The 16598-nt window shown below is 71.4% G+C and carries 16 protein-coding genes; 10 read left to right on the top strand and 6 right to left on the bottom strand.

What is annotated here, in order from left to right:
• Positions 1-316 precede the first annotated feature (316 nt).
• The 3 genes from ACYU8V_RS04180 to ACYU8V_RS04190 are packed head-to-tail and all read left to right on the top strand — an operon-like array spanning position 317 to position 3180.
• A complete protein-coding gene (locus ACYU8V_RS04180) occupies positions 317-637 on the top strand; it encodes a hypothetical protein (protein ID WP_460845388.1) in 321 nt (106 codons plus the stop codon).
• Positions 630-1916 carry a M20/M25/M40 family metallo-hydrolase gene (locus ACYU8V_RS04185; RefSeq protein ID WP_460845389.1) on the top strand — a complete coding sequence of 429 codons (1287 nt, stop codon included), beginning with the start codon at positions 630-632 and terminating at the stop codon, positions 1914-1916. Before ACYU8V_RS04180 ends, ACYU8V_RS04185 begins: the two co-directional genes overlap by 8 nt.
• A gap of 58 nt (positions 1917-1974) precedes the next feature.
• Positions 1975-3180 carry a cytochrome P450 gene (locus ACYU8V_RS04190; protein ID WP_460845391.1) on the top strand — a complete coding sequence of 402 codons (1206 nt, stop codon included), beginning with the start codon at positions 1975-1977 and terminating at the stop codon, positions 3178-3180.
• 3 nt (positions 3181-3183) lie between these two features.
• Here ACYU8V_RS04190 and ACYU8V_RS04195 read toward each other — a convergent pair whose 3' ends face one another.
• Together ACYU8V_RS04195 and ACYU8V_RS04200 are read right to left on the bottom strand one after the other, a co-directional pair.
• The gene (locus ACYU8V_RS04195; RefSeq protein ID WP_460845393.1) at positions 3184-3432 is read right to left on the bottom strand and encodes a DUF5703 family protein; all 249 of its coding nucleotides are present in this window, start codon (positions 3430-3432) and stop codon (positions 3184-3186) included.
• Complete coding sequence (locus ACYU8V_RS04200; protein WP_460845395.1) at positions 3429-4382, bottom strand: aldo/keto reductase; 954 nt, start codon at positions 4380-4382, stop codon at positions 3429-3431. Before ACYU8V_RS04200 ends, ACYU8V_RS04195 begins: the two co-directional genes overlap by 4 nt.
• Before the next feature lie 69 nt (positions 4383-4451).
• On the opposite strand from ACYU8V_RS04200, the gene ACYU8V_RS04205 reads away from it, so the two are divergent.
• Positions 4452-5279: an undecaprenyl-diphosphate phosphatase gene (locus ACYU8V_RS04205; protein ID WP_460845673.1), complete on the top strand. Its 828-nt coding sequence runs from the start codon at positions 4452-4454 to the stop codon at positions 5277-5279.
• Between the two features lies 1 nt (position 5280).
• On the opposite strand, the gene corA is transcribed toward ACYU8V_RS04205, so the two are convergent.
• Entirely contained in the window at positions 5281-6261 is a 981-nt protein-coding gene (corA, locus tag ACYU8V_RS04210; RefSeq protein WP_460845396.1) for a magnesium/cobalt transporter CorA, read from the bottom strand.
• Between the two features lie 37 nt (positions 6262-6298).
• Here corA and ACYU8V_RS04215 point away from each other — a divergent pair, with 37 nt between their 5' ends.
• The 4 genes from ACYU8V_RS04215 to mshC are packed head-to-tail and all read left to right on the top strand — an operon-like array spanning position 6299 to position 9546.
• Entirely contained in the window at positions 6299-7003 is a 705-nt protein-coding gene (locus tag ACYU8V_RS04215) for a histidine phosphatase family protein (protein ID WP_460845398.1), read from the top strand.
• A gap of 9 nt (positions 7004-7012) precedes the next feature.
• Positions 7013-7558 carry a DUF3090 domain-containing protein gene (locus tag ACYU8V_RS04220; protein WP_460845399.1) on the top strand — a complete coding sequence of 182 codons (546 nt, stop codon included), beginning with the start codon at positions 7013-7015 and terminating at the stop codon, positions 7556-7558.
• A 3-nt stretch (positions 7559-7561) separates the two neighbouring features.
• Positions 7562-8299 (top strand): SCO1664 family protein, encoded by a 738-nt coding sequence (locus tag ACYU8V_RS04225; protein WP_460845401.1) that lies wholly within the window; start codon positions 7562-7564, stop codon positions 8297-8299.
• A 23-nt stretch (positions 8300-8322) separates the two neighbouring features.
• Positions 8323-9546: a cysteine--1-D-myo-inosityl 2-amino-2-deoxy-alpha-D-glucopyranoside ligase gene (mshC, locus tag ACYU8V_RS04230; RefSeq protein ID WP_460845402.1), complete on the top strand. Its 1224-nt coding sequence runs from the start codon at positions 8323-8325 to the stop codon at positions 9544-9546.
• A 19-nt stretch (positions 9547-9565) separates the two neighbouring features.
• Here mshC and ACYU8V_RS04235 read toward each other — a convergent pair whose 3' ends face one another.
• From ACYU8V_RS04235 to ACYU8V_RS04245, 3 genes are read right to left on the bottom strand one after another with little or no spacing between them, the layout of a single operon-like run.
• Positions 9566-10450, bottom strand: a complete 885-nt coding sequence (locus tag ACYU8V_RS04235; RefSeq protein ID WP_460845403.1) for a glycosyltransferase family 2 protein — start codon at positions 10448-10450, stop codon at positions 9566-9568.
• 2 nt (positions 10451-10452) lie between these two features.
• Complete coding sequence (locus tag ACYU8V_RS04240) at positions 10453-11298, bottom strand: PAC2 family protein (RefSeq protein WP_460845674.1); 846 nt, start codon at positions 11296-11298, stop codon at positions 10453-10455.
• A gap of 12 nt (positions 11299-11310) precedes the next feature.
• Positions 11311-11898 carry a TetR/AcrR family transcriptional regulator gene (locus tag ACYU8V_RS04245; protein WP_460845404.1) on the bottom strand — a complete coding sequence of 196 codons (588 nt, stop codon included), beginning with the start codon at positions 11896-11898 and terminating at the stop codon, positions 11311-11313.
• Positions 11899-12051: 153 nt separating this feature from the next.
• Between ACYU8V_RS04245 and ACYU8V_RS04250 the strand changes: the two genes are divergently transcribed.
• Together ACYU8V_RS04250 and metH are read left to right on the top strand one after the other, a co-directional pair.
• Positions 12052-12660 (top strand): hypothetical protein, encoded by a 609-nt coding sequence (locus ACYU8V_RS04250; protein WP_460845405.1) that lies wholly within the window; start codon positions 12052-12054, stop codon positions 12658-12660.
• Positions 12661-12814: 154 nt separating this feature from the next.
• Entirely contained in the window at positions 12815-16570 is a 3756-nt protein-coding gene (metH, locus tag ACYU8V_RS04255; RefSeq protein ID WP_460845406.1) for a methionine synthase, read from the top strand.
• Positions 16571-16598 lie beyond the last annotated feature (28 nt).

The raw sequence follows: 16598 nt of genomic DNA on the forward strand, positions 1-16598 counted from the left end.
AAACCCGACACCCCGCCCGATGTGGCCCCCGCCACCCGGCTGCGTCACACGTCCCGCTCAGCGACCGTGGATTCTGGGACGGACGTCACAGGCATGCTCTGCGGCCACATCGCGGGGTGGAACGCCGGCAAATCAGGACCAAGGTCCCGATAACGGCCACCGAACGGGGGCGTTGAAGAGGTATGAACGCCACGCCCCGCATCCCGCAGGCAACGCTCCGTGAGGAGTGGGCAGTGGCGGTCACCCAGCTGTGGGCCCGCGCGCTCGGTGGGGCGGTCGCGCAGGCCCACACTGCTGGGGTGGCAGACTTGCCGGCGTGCTACCGCTGAGCCTGGGTCACCTCCTCGGAACCGACGGCAAGGAGTGGTACTCCTTCTGGTCCGGCGCCGGCGCCGACATCGGTCAGCTCGCCATCGTCGGGGCCTCCTTCGGGCTCTATCGCAAGCACCGCTGCCACGTGCACCGCTGCTGGCGGATCGGGAAGTCACCGATCGACGGCACGCCGTGGGTCGTGTGCCACCACCACCATCCGCAGGGCAAGCCGACGGCGGCGGACATGGTGGCGCTCAAGCAGGACCAGGCGGACGCCGCGTCTGCGTCGGCCCGCGAGCCCGCCCATGAGTCCGCCCATGAGTGAGGTCGTCGAGATCTGCCACCGGCTGATCCGCATCGACACCACCAACGACGGCCGGAACGACCGTCCGGTGGAGCGGCCCGCGGCGGAGTACGTCGCCGGGCTGCTCGACGAGGTCGGCATCGAGGCGCAGATCGTCGAGACCGGGCCCGGTCGCTCCAACGTGATCGCGCGCTGGGGCGGGACCGGCGAGCGCGACGACGCGCTCCTGGTGCACGGCCACCTCGACGTCGTACCGGCCGCGAAGGAGGACTGGCAGGTCGACCCGTTCAGCGGCGAGGTGCGCGACGGCTACCTGTGGGGCCGCGGCGCGGTCGACATGAAGGACTTCGACGCGATGACCCTCGCCGTCGTGCGGGCGCGCGCCCGCGAGGGCAGGGTTCCGGAGCGGCCGCTGGTGCTGTGCTTCACCGCGGACGAGGAGGCCGGCGGTCATCACGGCGCGGACGTGCTGGTGCGCGAGCACGCCGACCTGTTCGAGGGCTGCACGGAGGCCGTCGGCGAGGTCGGCGGCTTCAGCACCTCGGTCCGCGGGCAGCGGGTCTACCTGATCGAGGCCGCCGAGCGCGGCATGGCGTGGATGAGGCTGACCGCCCGCGGCCGCGCCGGTCACGGCTCGATGATCAACCACGAGAACGCCGTCACCCGGCTCGCCTCGGCCATCGCCCGGATCGGCACCCACGAGTGGCCGGTCCGGCTCACCCCCACGATGCGCACCCTGCTGGCCACGGTCGGCGAGCTGGCCGGGGTGGAGGCGACGCCGGAGAACGCGACCGAGCTGGTCACCGAGTTCGGGGGAGCGGTGCGCATGCTCGGCGCCGTCCTGCGCAACTCGGTCAACCCGACCATGCTCGAGGCCGGCTACAAGGTGAACGTGATCCCCACCGAGGCCACGGCGTACGCCGACGGGCGGTTCCTCCCCGGCTACGAGGACGAGTTCTTCGCGACGCTGGCCGAGCTGGTCGGCGACGACATCACCATCGACTACCTGTCGAAGCAGCCCCCCTGGGAGATGCCGTACGACGGCCGGCTGGTCGACGCGATGACCACGAGCCTGGTTGCGGAGGATCCCGGCGCGCTCGTGGCGCCGTACCTGATGAGCGCGGGGACCGACGCCAAGCACTTCGGCCGGCTCGGGATGCGCACCTACGGCTTCGCGCCGCTGCGGCTGCCCGAGGACCTGGACTTCACCGCGCTGTTCCACGGGGTCGACGAGCGGGTGCCGACCGACGCGCTCGAGTTCGGCACGCGGGTGCTGGACCGGTTCCTCGACCTGGCCTGAGGGACAAATCCTCCCCGGGTCGGATGACACCGGGGACGGCTCGCGCCAGAGTGGCCGGGTGACCGAAACGTCGTACGTCTTCGACCCCTTCGCCCCCGGCTACACCGATGACCCGTACCCGGAGTACGAGCGGCTCCGGGCCGCCGGGCCGGCGTACGAGCACCCGCTGGGGTTCTGGGTCACCGCCCGCTACCAGCACGTCTCCGACCTGCTGCGGGCGTCGATGTCGGTGGAGGAGCGCAACGTGCGCGGTGCGCTCGCCGACCTGAACGCCGCGATGTACGGCGATCGTGAGGAGCGCGCCGGCGGGCTGTCCATGCTCGACCGGGACCCGCCGGTCCAGACCCGGCTGCGCAAGCTGGTGTCGAAGGTGTTCACGCCGCGCTCCATCGCAGCGCTCGAGCCGGGCATCACCGCCCTGGTCGACGACCTCCTCGACGCCATGTCGGGCTCCGTGGACCTGATCGAGGAGCTCGCGTTCCCGCTGCCCTTCGCCGTCATCTCCGAGATGATGGGCATCCCGGACAGCTCCGACCATGCCCGGATGCGTGAGCTGACGGGCACCCTGGTGCGCTCACTGGAGCCGGTGGCCGACCCCGGGCTGGCCGCTCAGATCATGGCCGCCGACACCGAGCTCACGCAGCTGTGCGCGGAGATCATCGACTGGAAGCGCGACAACCCCGGCGAGGACCTGCTGACCGCGCTGATCCGGGCCGAGGACGACGGGGACGTGCTCGACGACGACGAGCTGGTCGCCCAGGTGCAGCTGCTCTACGTCGCCGGCCACGAGACGACGGTCAACCTGATCGGCAACGGGTTCCTGGCGCTCCTGGAGCACCCGGACCAGATGGCCCTGCTGCGGAGCACGCCGGAGATCGCCGGCAACGCGGTCGAGGAGCTGCTGCGCTACGACTCCCCGGTGCAGCAGACCCGGCGCATCACGCTGGCGCCGTACGACGTCGGCGGGACCACCATCCCGACCGGCAGCTTCGTGCTCGCCGGCCTCGGCGCGGCGAACCGCGACCCGGAGCACTGGGGACCCGATGCCGACGAGCTGCGTCTCGACCGTCCCGACGCCCGCACCCACCTGTCCTTCGGCGGCGGCGTGCACCACTGCCTCGGTGCGGCGCTGGCGCGGCTGGAGGGCCGGGTCGTCCTGGAGCGGGTCTCGCAGCGGTTCCCCGCGATGGAGCGGGCGGGCGAGGTGGCCTGGAACGGCCGGATCAACCTGCGCGGCCTCACGACCCTGCCGGTCTCCGTCTGATCGCTACGCCGTCCGGATCGCCCGGATGATCTTGCGGCGCAGCACGACCCGGCGCTTGCCGTCCGGGCCGATCTGGAGCCGGTCCAGCTCCCACCCGCCGTGCTCGGCGCGCTCGACGAGGAGCTTGGTGACCTGGTTGCGGGAGAACTCCCGGTCGAAGCTCACCCGCTCGAACTCCCACTCCACGCCACGGCCCAGCCCGCGCATGATCTTCGTGCGCAGCTCGATCGGGGCGCCAGGTGCGCTGGTCACGCGGCACCCTCGGAGACGTCGTCCAGGGCGGTCCGGATCTCGGGGGGCAGCGAGCGCCCCTCGGCCAGCAGCGCGGTCTTGAGCTGGGCGGCCGTGCGGGCGCCGACGATCGGCGCGGTCACGCCGGGACGGTCGCGCACCCAGACCAGGGCCACCTCGAGCGGGGTCCAGCCCAGCCCGTCGGCCGCCCGGCAGACCGCCTCGACGATGCTGCGGCTGCGGTCGTCGAGGTAGGCCTCCACGAACGAGGAGAAGACCGGGGAGGCGGCGCGCGAGTCCGACGGGGTGCCGGTGCGGTACTTGCCGGTGAGGACGCCGCGACCCAGCGGCGACCAGGGCAGGACGCCGAGCCCGAGCGCGTCGCAGGCCGGCAGCACCTCGCGCTCGATGCGCCGGTTGACCAGGGAGTACTCCATCTGCGTCGAGGTCAGCGGGGCACGGCCGGAGCCGGCCCGCTGCCAGGTCGCCGCCTGGGCGGTCTGCCACCCGGCGTAGTTCGAGATGCCGACGTACGCCGCCCGGCCACTGCTCACCGCGAAGTCGAGCGCGCCGAGGGTCTCCTCCAGCGGCACGTCGTCGGACCAGATGTGCACCTGCCACAGGTCGACATGGTCGGTGCCGAGCCGCTTGAGCGAGGTGTCCAGGCCGCGCAGGAGCGCGCCGCGGGAGGTGTCGGTCGCCCGGTCGCCACCGCGGCGCCAGATCCCGGCCTTCGTGGCCAGCACGACCTCGTCGCGGCCGACCACGTCGCCGATCAGCGAGCCGATCAGGGCCTCGGAGCGGCCGTCGGTGTAGCCCGCGGCGGTGTCGATCAGGGTGCCGCCCGCCTCGACGAAGGCCACGAGCTGGTCGCGTGCCTCGTGCTCGTCGGTGTCCTTGCCCCAGGTCATCGTGCCGAGGCCGAGCCGGGAGACACGGAGGCCGCTGGCGCCGACGTACCGATGGTGCATGCGGAAAACCTAGTCCGGCGTGGGGCAGAGCCTGGATGCGGCTCGCCGATACGCTCATCCGCGATGATCATCAACTACTTCGACTCCGTGGTGCTCGGCGTGGTCGAGGGACTCACCGAGTTCCTGCCCGTCTCCAGCACCGGCCACCTGACGATCGCCGAGAAGCTGCTCGGCCTGCAGATCGACAACGACGCGGTCACGGCGTACACCGCCGTGATCCAGATGGGCGCGATCGCCGCGGTCCTGCTCTTCTTCGCGCACGACATCTGGCAGATCGCCGTGGGCTGGGTGCGGGGGCTGGCCAAGCCCGAGTACCGCGGCACCGCGGACCACCGGATGGGCTGGTACGTCATCCTCGGCTCGATCCCGATCGGGATCGTCGGGCTGCTCGCCAAGGACTTCATCTCCGGCCCGCTGCGGTCGCTGTGGGTCGTGGGCGCCGCCCTGGTCGTCTGGAGCGCCGTCATGGTGTACGCCGAGCGCACCGCCCGCCAGGAGCGCGACCTCAAGAAGGTCACCCTGCGCGACGCGATCGTCGTCGGCGTCGTGCAGTGCATCGCGCTCGTGCCGGGCGTCTCCCGCTCGGGCGCCACGATCTCGGCCGGGCTCATCGGCGGCCTGGACCGGGTGGCGGCCACCAAGCTCAGCTTCTTCCTGTCCATCCCCGCGCTCACCGGGGCGGGCCTCTACGAGCTCAAGGACGCCGTCGGGCAGGGGATCGGGGTCGGCCCGACCGTCGTGGGCACCCTGATCAGCTTCGTCGTCGCCTACGTCTCGGTCGCGTGGCTGCTGAAGTTCGTCGCCGGCCACTCCATCGCGGCCTTCGTCCCCTACCGGGTCGTGGTGGGCCTCGGCCTGCTGGCGCTGCTCGCCACGAACGTCATGTCCGCGACCTGAGCTACAGCCAGCCGGACTTCTTGAAGAACCAGTAGAGCCCGCCCGAGACCACCAGCATCAGCACCAGGGCGTAGGGATAGCCCAGCTGCCACGACAGCTCGGGCATGTGGGTGAAGTTCATCCCGTAGACGCCGGCGATCAGGGTGGGCACGGCAGCCAGCGCGACGCCGGCGGAGATCTTGCGCATGTCGTCGTTCTGCTGCACCGACATCCGCGCCATGTGGGCCTCGAAGGCGGTGGAGAGCAGCGAGTCGAGGGTGTCGATCTCCTCCGCGGCCTGGGTGAGGTGGTCGGTGACGTCGCGGAAGAACGGCATCGCGCCGGCCTCGATCATCGGGACCCCGCCGGTCGCGAAGCGGCGCATCGGCTCGCGCAGCGGCAGCACCGCCCGGCGTACCTCCGACAGCTCGCGCTTGAGGATGTAGATCCGGTTGGAGTCGTCGGTGCGCTTGTCGGAGAAGACCGAGGACTCGACCTCGTCCACGTCGACCTGCAGCTCGCTCACCACGTCGGTGTAGCCGTCGACGACGACGTCGCACACCGCGTAGACGACGGCCGAGGGGCCGTGGTCGAGGACCGACTGCTGCGCCTCGAGCGTGTGCCGGGCGTCGCTGAGCTGCGCCCCGCGTCCGTGGCGCACCGTGATGACGAAGTCGGTGCCGATGAACATGTTGATCTCGCCGGTCTCGACCGCGTCGTCCTCGTCGACGTACCAGAGCGTCTTGAGGACCAGGAACAGGCTGCCCTGGTAGGTCTCGAGCTTCGGGCGCTGGTGGGCGACCACCGCGTCCTCGATGGCCAGCGGGTGCAGGCCGAACGCCTCCGCCATGTCGGCCAGCTCGATGTGGCTGGGCTCGTACAGGCCGACCCAGACGAAGTCGCCCTCCTCGGAGGCGTTCTTGCGCAGGGTCGCGTAGTCGTGGACATGGCAGTCGACGGGGAGCCGGGTGCCATGCCGGTAGACGGCGCTGTCGACGATCACGATCCGAGGCTAGGCCATGGAATAGCCTCGGAGGACGATGGCGACGGTGATCCTGGTGCGGCACGGCCGCACGACAGCGAACGCGTCCGGCATGCTGGCCGGCCGGCTCCCCGGCGTACGCCTGGACGAGACGGGGGAGCAGCAGGCAGCGCGCGCGGGGGCGCGGCTCGCGCCGGTGCCCCTCGCCGCGGTGGTGAGCAGCCCGCAGGAGCGCTGCAAGCAGACCGCCAAGCTCCTGCTCGCCGGACGCGACGAGCGGCCGCGCGTGGCCACCGAGCGCGGGCTGGCCGAGTGCGACTACGGCGAGTGGCAGGGCCGCCAGCTCAAGGACCTCGCCCAGGAGCCGCTGTGGCGCACCGTCCAGCTCCAGCCGTCGGCCGCGGCCTTCCCGGGAGGGGAGGCGATGCTGACGATGAAGAACCGCGCCGTGGAGGCGGTACGCCGTCGCGACGCCGCCCTCGAGGCCGAGCACGGCCCCGGCGCGGTGTGGGTGGCGGTCAGCCACGGCGACATCATCAAGTCCCTGCTCGCCGACGCGCTGGGCATGCACCTGGACCTGTTCCAGCGGATCCAGGTGGACCCGGCGTCGATCTCGATCATCCGCTACACCGCGGACCGGCCCTACGTGCTGGCCAGCAACACCCACGACGGGGACCTGTCCTGGCTGGCCCCGAAGCCGGACGCCGGCCGCGATCCGGACACCGGTGCGCCGGTCGGTGGCGGTGCTGGTCCGGGCCACTAGGTTTGTCGCATGCCCATCGTCCACGGTTTCGACCCGCCCGAGCGCTTCGTCGCCGGCACCGTCGGTGAGCCGGGCGCGCGGAGCTTCTTCCTCCAGGCCCGCGCCGGCGCCCGCCTCGTCAGCGTCGCCATCGAGAAGGAGCAGGTGGCCGCGCTGGCAGAGCGTGTCGACGAGCTCCTCGACGAGGTCATGACCGAGACGACGACACGCACGGTCGTCCCGGCGGTCGCTCCGGTCGCCCTGGTGGACGACGACCCGTTGGAGCAGCCGATCGAGGAGGAGTTCCGCGGCGGCACGATGACGCTCTCGTGGGACCCCGACGACGAGCGGGTGGTCATCGAGGTCTTCCCCGTCGGGCAGGAGCCGGACGAGAACGGCGACGCCGCCGAGATGCTCGTGGTCCGCCTCGAGCCGGCCGCCGCCCGATCGTTCGTGCAGCGCGCGGCCCTGGTCGTGGGGGCCGGACGGCCCGACTGCCCGTTCTGCGGTCAGCCCATCGACCCCGACGGCCACCTCTGCGTCCGGGCCAACGGCTTCAAGCGCCGCGACCCCTGATCGGTGCTGACGCTCAAGGGCCGGATCATGCCGGCCTCCAACGCCACGTTCCTCGCCGAGCTCGAGGACGGCCGCGAGGTCGTCTACAAGCCCGTGGCGGGGGAGCGCCCGCTGTGGGACTTCCCCGACGGCACCCTGGCGGGCCGGGAGGTCGCGGCGTACCTCGTCTCCGAGGCCACCGGCTGGGCCGTCGTCCCGCGCACCTGGATCGGTGACGGCCCGCACGGCCCGGGGATGCTGCAGGAGTGGCAGCAGGTCGGTGAGGACGAGGCGGTGTCGCTGGTGCGCGGCGACGAGGTGCCCGCCGGCTGGCTCCCCGTCGTCGAGGGGTACGACGAGCGCGACCGGCCCGTCGTGCTCATCCACGAGGACACCGCCGCGCTGCGCCGGATGGCGCTCTTCGACGCCGTCGTGAACAACGCCGACCGCAAGGGCGGGCACGTCCTGGCGATGCCCGACGGCCGCCGCCTCGGGGTCGACCACGGGGTGGCCTTCCACCACGAGAACAAGCTGCGCACGGTGCTGTGGGGCTGGGCCGGCTCGCCGCTCACCGATGAGGAGCGCGAGGTGCTCCATCGCGTCGGTGAGGCCCTGTCGGGCGACCTCGGCGCGGCCCTCGCCGAGCACGTGGCGCCCCACGAGGTGCGTGCCGTCGGCTCACGCGTCCGTCGCCTGTCGGAATCGGGCCGCCTGCCCGTCCCCGGCGACGGGTGGCCGAGCATACCGTGGCCACCCTTCTGACCGACGCCCACTAGCATCGCTGCATGCGCGCCTGGTCTGCCCCGGAGATCCCCTCGTTGCCGGTCACCGGTCCGGAGGTGGTCGTCCACGACACGGCGAGCGGCGGCCGGCTGGCGGTGACGCCCGAGGGCGCCGCGCGGCTCTACGTCTGCGGGATCACGCCGTACGACGCCACCCACATCGGCCACGCGAACACCTACGTCGCCTTCGACCTGCTCAACCGCGCGTGGCGCTCGGCCGGGCACGAGGTCCGCTACGTCCAGAACGTCACCGACGTCGACGACCCGCTGCTGGAGCGCGCCGAGAAGGTCAAGATCGGCTGGGAGGAGCTCGCCCTGCGCGAGACCGACCTGTTCCGGCGCGACATGGAGGCGCTGCGGATCCTTCCGCCGGACCACTACGTCGGGGCGGTCGAGTCGATCCCGCTGGTGATCGAGCTGATCCAGCGGCTCGAGGCGGCGGGTGCCGTCTACACCGTCGACACCGACGTCTACTACTCCGTCTCCGCCGACGACGCGTTCGGCAAGGAGTCGAACTACGACCGCGAGACGATGACCCGCTTCTTCGGCGAGCGCGGCGGCGACCCCGACCGGCCCGGCAAGCGGGACCCGCTGGACGCCGTCGTCTGGCGCGGCGAGCGCCCGGGGGAGCCGTCCTGGGACAGCCCGTGGGGCAAGGGCCGGCCCGGCTGGCACATCGAGTGCGCCGCGATCGCCCTGCAGCACCTCGGCGGCGCCTTCGACGTCCAGGGCGGCGGAAGCGACCTGATCTACCCGCACCACGAGCTGTGCGCGGGCCACGCCCAGGCGGTCTCCGACGAGCCGTTCGCGCGGGCCTACAGCCACGCCGGCATGGTCGGGTACGACGGGCAGAAGATGTCCAAGTCGCTGGGCAACCTGGTCTTCGTGTCGGCGCTGCGCAACGCCGAGATCCACCCGATGGCGATCCGGCTGGCGCTGCTGCGCCACCACTACCGGACCGACTGGGAGTGGACCGACGGCCAGCTCTTCGACGCCGTCGACGACATCGCCCGCTGGAAGCGCGCCCTGGCCTCGCCGGCCGGTGCGGAGGCCGCGCCGGTCGTCACCGAGGTGCTGGCGGCGCTGGCCGACGACCTCGACGCGCCCCGCGCCGTGGCGGCGATCGACGCCTGGGTGGACGCCACGCTCGCGGGTGACGCCACCGACGGCTCCGCCCCGGCGGCGGTCCGGACCGTGCTCGACGCGGCCCTCGGCGTACTGCTCTGACCTGGGAGGGGCCCGCGCGTCACACCATGCCGTGGTAGCGCTCGGGCACCCGCACCAGCGGAGCCTGAACCATCGCCTGCAGCTGCCGCGGGCCGGTGGCGCGCCAGACGCCGTACTCCTCGCTCACCAGCCGTCGCGGGTCGACTCCCTGGGCATCGAACTCCGGCACGTCCGGCCCGCCGTTGAGGAACGACCGGAACTCGGCGGCGATCTCGTCCCCGCTCTTCGCCCACACGCTCTGCTCGGTCAGCCCGGACGAGACCCGGACCGCGTGCCGGAGGTCCGCCGTGCGTCGCATCAGGTCGAGGTCGGCGAACTTGAGGTGCACCATGAGCAGGTCGCGGTCCGGCAGGTACGGCGCCCGGATGCCGTGCGATGCCCGGACCCACGGGGCATCGGTCCGCTTGAGCGACGGCTTGCAGATCTTGCCGACGAACTTGGCGAACCGGCGCTGGCCGAGGACCGGCGCGTCGGTGCGAAGAGGTCCTTCGTGGTCGAGGTGATGGACGACGTTCAGCCCCAGCCCGGCGGCGACCATCTGCTCGGGCCGGGACGCCACGAAGTCCAGCAGGCCGTCGTACCTGTCGGGATCGGCGAGCAGGAACTCGTCGGCGTCGGCGAAGATCACGGCGTCATGGGTCCGGAGCAGCTCGGCGCCGAGCCGGCTGGCCAACCGCATCCGCGCCCGCTCGAAGCGACCCTCGGGAAATCCTCCGTGGCGGATCACCCGGCACGGCAGGTCGTCGGTCGAGCCGTCGGTCGAGCGGTCGTCCACGACGACCAGGTTCTCCACACCGAGCTGGGCGCCGTAGTACCCGATCCAGCGCGGGAGCATCGCCGCCTCGTCGCGCACCACGGTCAGCGCCGCGACGCGCGGCGACCTGCGCCGCCGCCACGACCTCACGGTCAGCCGTCTTCGCCGCGGCGCTTGAGGTAGCGCTCGAACTCCCGCGCGATCGCCTCGCCCGACGCCTCCGGGAGGTCGGTGGTGTCGCGGGCCTCCTCGAGGCTGTGGACGTACTCGGCGAGGTCCTCGTCCTCCTCCATCAGCTGGTCGACGCCGCGCTCCCAGGCCTTGGCCTCCTCGACCAGGTCGCCCAGCGGCAGGCTGGTCTGGAACAGCTCCTCGAGCTTGGCCAGCAGCGCCAGCGTCGCCTTCGGGCACGGCGGCTGTGCGACGTAGTGGGGGACCGCGGCCCAGTAGGAGAGGGTCGGGATGTCGAGGCGGACGCAGGCGTCCTGCAGCACGCCCGGGATGCCCGTCGGCCCCTCGTAGGTCGAGGGCTCCAGGTCGAGCCGGTCGACCAGGTCGGGCTCGGAGGTGTTCCCGCTGACCGGCACCGGGCGGGTGTGCGGGGAGTCGGCCAGCAGCGCGCCGAGGGTCACGACCAGGGTGGCGCCCAGGTCGTCGACGACCGCGAGCAGCTCGGCAACGAACGCCCGCCAGCGCATGTTGGGCTCGATGCCGCGGATGAAGATGATGTCGCGGTCGAGGTTGGCGGGCTTCGCGACGGCGATGTGGGTGCTCGGCCAGGTCAGCTTGCGGTGCCCGTTCTCGTCGATGCCGACGTCGGGCCGGTTGACCTGGAAGTCGTAGTAGTCCTCGGGGTCGATCGCGCCGATGACGTGCGCGTCCCACTGCCGCATCAGGTGGTCCACGACCGCGGACGCCGCCTCGGCGCCGTCGTTCCAGCCCTCGAAGGCGGCGATGACAATCGGGTCGACCAGATCGCGGACCTTCTCGAACTCCATCACGGGTCGAGCCTAGTCGCGGGGGCCACCGGTTTCCTGGCCGATGCCGCTGCGATAGGTGAGCAGGCCCTCGATCCCGCGGAGGAAGGTGTCGCAGACCGGGCCGGGATCGGTCAGGCAGCCGGCGGTCATCGCGCCGTCGCGCAGCATCACGAAGTGCCGGCCGGCGGGCTCCGGGTCGGGCTTCCCGGTCTCGGAGAAGAGCCCGATCATGGTGTCGAGGAACCACTCCCGGTGCCGGAGGACGGCTTGGTGCACGGGGTGTGCGGCGTCGGGGTACTCGGCCGCGGCGTTGAGGAACGCGCAGCCGCGGAACCCGGGACCCGAGATGTCGTCGGCGATCGCCCGGCCGATGGCTCGGACGACGTCGTCGGTGGACCCGCCGGCCGCACGTGCGGCCTCCGTCCGGGCGCGGATCGCCTCGTCGCCCTGGGTGAGGTAGGTGACGACCAGGTCGTCCTTGCTGGGGAAGTGGCGGTAGAGCGTCGCCCGGGTCACGCCGGCGGTGGCGATGATGCGGTCGATCCCGACCGAGTGCAGCCCCTCGGCGTAGAAGAGCCCACTCGCCGTGCTGAGCAGACGTGCTCGCGCTTCCGACATCCGCATCCCCTCCGTTGATCGCCAGCTGGATTCGAGATTAGCAGATAGAACGGTCGGTCTTGATTACCGCTGACGGCGTCCGAGACTGACGGCAAGACCGATCGGTCTCTCTACCGGCTCCGGACCTGGAGCCGTCGTCCAAGGAGGAGTCCCATGTCCAGCTCGATCAAGGTGGCCGGCCCGGCCGCACCCACGACAGGCGACGGCGGCACCCGCGCGCTGCGCCGGCTGTACGTCGTCCGCTTCGGCTTCGCCCTCGTCTGGGCGGCGCTCCTGGCCGCCGCGGGCTCCGAGCTGACGGCGCCGAGCGTCACGCTGCTGGTCCTCTACCCGCTGTTCGACGTCGCTGCGGCCGTGATCGACCACCGATCGACCGGGCCCGGGAGCCGGCGCGGCCCGGTCACGCTCGCCCTGTACCTCACCATGGCCCTGAGCCTCCTGGCCACCGCCGGAGTCGCGATCGCTGCGGCCGACAGCGTCGGCGATGTCCTGCGGGTGTGGGGCGCCTGGGCGATCAGCGCCGGCGCCGTCCAGCTGGTCGTCGGGCTCCGCCGACGGGGGATCGGCGGCCAGTGGGCGATGATCCTGAGCGGCGGGATCTCCACCCTCGCCGGGGTGGCGTTCATCGCGATGGCCGCACGTCCGGACCCGTCGCTCGCCAGCCTCGCCGGCTACGCCACGCTGGGCGGCGTCTTCTTCCTGGTGTCCGCCCTCCGGCTGGGCCGTGGCCCGGCGCGGCACGACCGGCCGTCAGGGACGTGACCGTTCTGCAATATCGCTGCGGGAGCCGACCGGCGCGCCGGTAGCATGGCCGGTGCCGAGAGGCGTTGCAACGGGTCCTGCCGGGATGGCACATCCGCCACGCTCGGCGTACGACTCCAAGGACGCCTTCCGTTGACGGAAGGATTGGGCACCTATGAGCACCCCCGACGCGACCACCCAGCAGAGCTGGCGACCGGACGCGACCGATGAGCTGACCGCGCTGCTCCGCGAGCGGATCGTGATCATCGACGGTGCCATGGGCACGGCGATCCAGCGTGACCGCCCCGACGAGGCCGGCTACCGCGGCGAGCGGTTCGCCGACTGGCCCAGCGACCTGGTCGGCAACAACGACCTGCTCTCGATCACCCAGCCCGAGATCATCGCGGGCATCCACCGGGAGTACCTCGAGGCCGGCGCCGACATCGTCGAGACCAACACGTTCTCCTCCAACGCGATCAGCCTCGCCGACTACGGCATGGAGGAGCTCGCCTACGAGCTCAACCTCGAGTCGGCGCGGCTGGCGCGCAAGGTCGCCGACGAGGTCGAGGCCGCCACCGGGGTGAAGAGGTACGTCGCCGGAGCGCTCGGCCCCACGACGCGGACCGCGAGCATCAGCCCCGACGTCAACGACCCGGGCGCGCGCAACGTCTCCTACGAGCAGCTCGCCGACGCCTACCTGGTGGCCGCGCGCGGCCTGGTCGACGGCGGCGCGGACCTGCTGTTCATCGAGACGATCTTCGACACCCTCAACGCCAAGGCCGCGATCTTCGCGGTGGAGACGCTGTTCGAGGAGACCGGCCGCCGCTGGCCGGTCGTCATCTCGGGCACGATCACCGACGCGTCGGGTCGGACCCTGTCCGGCCAGGTCACCGAGGCCTTCTGGGACTCCGTGCGCCACGCCCGTCCGCTGGCGGTGGGTCTCAACTGCGCTCTGGGCGCGAAGGAGATGCGGCCCTACATCGCCGAGATGGCGCGGGTGGCCGACACCTTCGTCTCGGCGTACCCGAACGCGGGGCTGCCCAACGCCTTCGGTGAGTACGACGAGACCCCGGACCAGACCGCCGAGGTCGTCTCGGAGTTCGCCGAGGCCGGCTTCGTCAACCTGCTCGGCGGCTGCTGCGGCACCACGCCCGCGCACATCAAGGCGATCGCCGAGCGCGTCCACGGCCGGCCCGGCCGCGAGCTGCACGATGTCGACCCGGCGCTGCGGCTGTCCGGTCTCGAGCCGTTCACGGTCACCGAGGCGAGCCTGTTCGTGAACGTCGGCGAGCGCACGAACATCACCGGCTCGGCCAAGTTCCGCAACCTGATCAAGGACGGCGACTACGACACCGCACTGTCGGTCGCCGCGCAGCAGGTCGAGAACGGCGCGCAGGTCATCGACGTCAACATGGACGAGGGCATGATCGACGGCGTCGCCGCGATGGACCGCTTCCTCAAGCTGATCGCCTCCGAGCCCGACATCAGCCGGGTGCCGATCATGGTCGACTCCTCGAAGTGGGAGGTCATCGAGGCGGGCCTGCGCACGATCCAGGGCAAGCCGATCGTCAACTCGATCTCCATGAAGGAGGGCGAGGAGAAGTTCCGCGAGCAGGCGCGCCTGTGCCGCAAGTACGGCGCCGCCGCGGTCGTGATGGCCTTCGACGAGCAGGGCCAGGCCGACAGCCTGGAGCGCCGCAAGGAGATCTGCGGGCGGGCCTACCGGATCCTGGTCGACGAGGTCGGCTTCGACCCCGAGGACATCATCTTCGACCCGAACGTGTTCGCCGTCGCGACGGGCATCGAGGAGCACGCGACGTACGGCGTGGACTTCATCGAGGCGACCCGCTGGATCAAGCAGAACCTGCCGGGCGCCAAGGTCTCCGGCGGCATCTCGAACGTGTCGTTCAGCTTCCGTGGCAACAACGCGGTGCGCGAGGCGATCCACGCGGTCTTCCTCTACCACGCGATCAACGCCGGGCTGGACATGGGAATCGTCAACGCCGGCGCCCTCGTCGTCTACGACCAGGTCGACCCCGAGCTGCGCGACGCGATCGAGGACGTCATCCTCAACCGCACCGACGACTCGCTGGCCGCGACCGAGCGGCTGCTCGAGCTCGCCGAGCGGCACAAGGGCACCGGCGAGCAGGCCGAGGCCGCCACCGAGGAGTGGCGCGGGCTGCCGGTCCGCGAGCGGATCACCCACGCCCTGGTGAAGGGTCTCGACGCGTACGTCGAGGCCGACACCGAGGAGCTGCGCGCCGAGATCAAGGCCGCGGGCGGCCGTCCGATCGAGGTCATCGAGGGCCCGCTGATGGACGGCATGAACGTCGTCGGCGACCTGTTCGGCGCGGGCAAGATGTTCCTGCCGCAGGTGGTCAAGAGCGCCCGGGTCATGAAGAAGGCCGTGGCCTACCTGATCCCCTACATCGAGCAGGAGAAGGCCGAGCTCGGCACGACCGGCGAGAAGGACACCGACGGCACCGTCATCATGGCCACGGTCAAGGGCGACGTCCACGACATCGGCAAGAACATCGTCGGCGTGGTGCTGCAGTGCAACAACTACGAGGTCATCGACCTCGGCGTGATGGTGCCGGCGCAGAAGATCCTGGACGCCGCGATCGAGCACAACGCCGACATCATCGGCCTCTCGGGCCTGATCACGCCGAGCCTGGACGAGATGGTCAACGTCGCCACCGAGATGCAGCGGCAGGGCTTCAAGATCCCGCTGCTCATCGGTGGCGCGACGACGTCGCGCGCCCACACCGCGGTGAAGGTCGACAAGAAGTACGAGCAGCCCGTCGTGTGGGTCAAGGACGCCTCCCGCTCGGTGCCGGTCGCTGCGACCCTGCTGTCCGACGAGCGACGCCCGGCCTTCATGGCCGACCTCCAGGCCGACTACGACGCCCTGCGCGCCCGGCACGCGACCAAGCACGACCGGCCGATGCTGTCGCTGGAGCAGGCGCGCGCGAACGCGACCCCGATCTCGTGGGAGGGCTACGAGCCGAAGGCCCCGTCCTTCACCGGGGTCCGCACCTTCACCGGCTACGACATCGCCGAGCTGCGCGACTACATCGACTGGCAGCCGTTCTTCAACGCCTGGGAGATGAAGGGCAAGTTCCCCGACATCCTGAACAGCCCGGTCACCGGTGAGGCCGCCCGCAGGCTGTACGACGACGCGCAGGTCATGCTCGACCAGATCATCGACGAGGGCTGGCTCACGGCCAGCGGCGTGATCGGGTTCTTCCCGGCCGGCCGGGTCGGCGACGACACCGAGATCTACACCGACGAGTCCCGCACCGAGGTGCTCACCGTGCTGCACCACCTGCGCCAGCAGGGCGAGCACCGCGAGGGCATCCCGAACCGCTCGCTGGGCGACTACGTGGCACCCAAGGAGACGGGTCTGGCCGATCACGTCGGGGCCTTCGCGGTCACGGCCGGCCTGGGCAGCCAGGACCGGATCGCGAAGTTCAAGGCCGACCTCGACGACTACTCGGCGATCCTGCTCGAGGCGCTCGCCGACCGGCTCGCCGAGGCGTTCGCGGAGCGGATGCACCAGCGGGTGCGCAACGAGCTGTGGGGCCACGCGCCCGACGAGGCGCTGTCCAACGAGGACCTCATCGCCGAGCGCTACCAGGGCATCCGCCCGGCGCCCGGCTACCCGGCCTGCCCGGACCACACCGAGAAGGAGACCCTCTGGGAGCTCCTCGACGTGCGCAGCAACACCGGCATCGAGCTCACCGAGTCGATGGCGATGTGGCCGGGCGCCTCGGTGAGCGGGTGGTACTTCTCGCACCCCGAGTCGCAGTACTTCGTGGTCGGCCGCCTCGGCCGCGACCAGGTCGCGGACTACGCCGAGCGCAAGGGCTGGACCGTCCAGCAGGCCGAGCGGTGGCTGTCGGCCAACCTCGGCTACGACCCGGAGGACTGACCCGCAGAACTTTCCGGCGGCCCGGTGG

The sequence above is a fragment of the Nocardioides ultimimeridianus genome, from assembly GCF_054777895.1.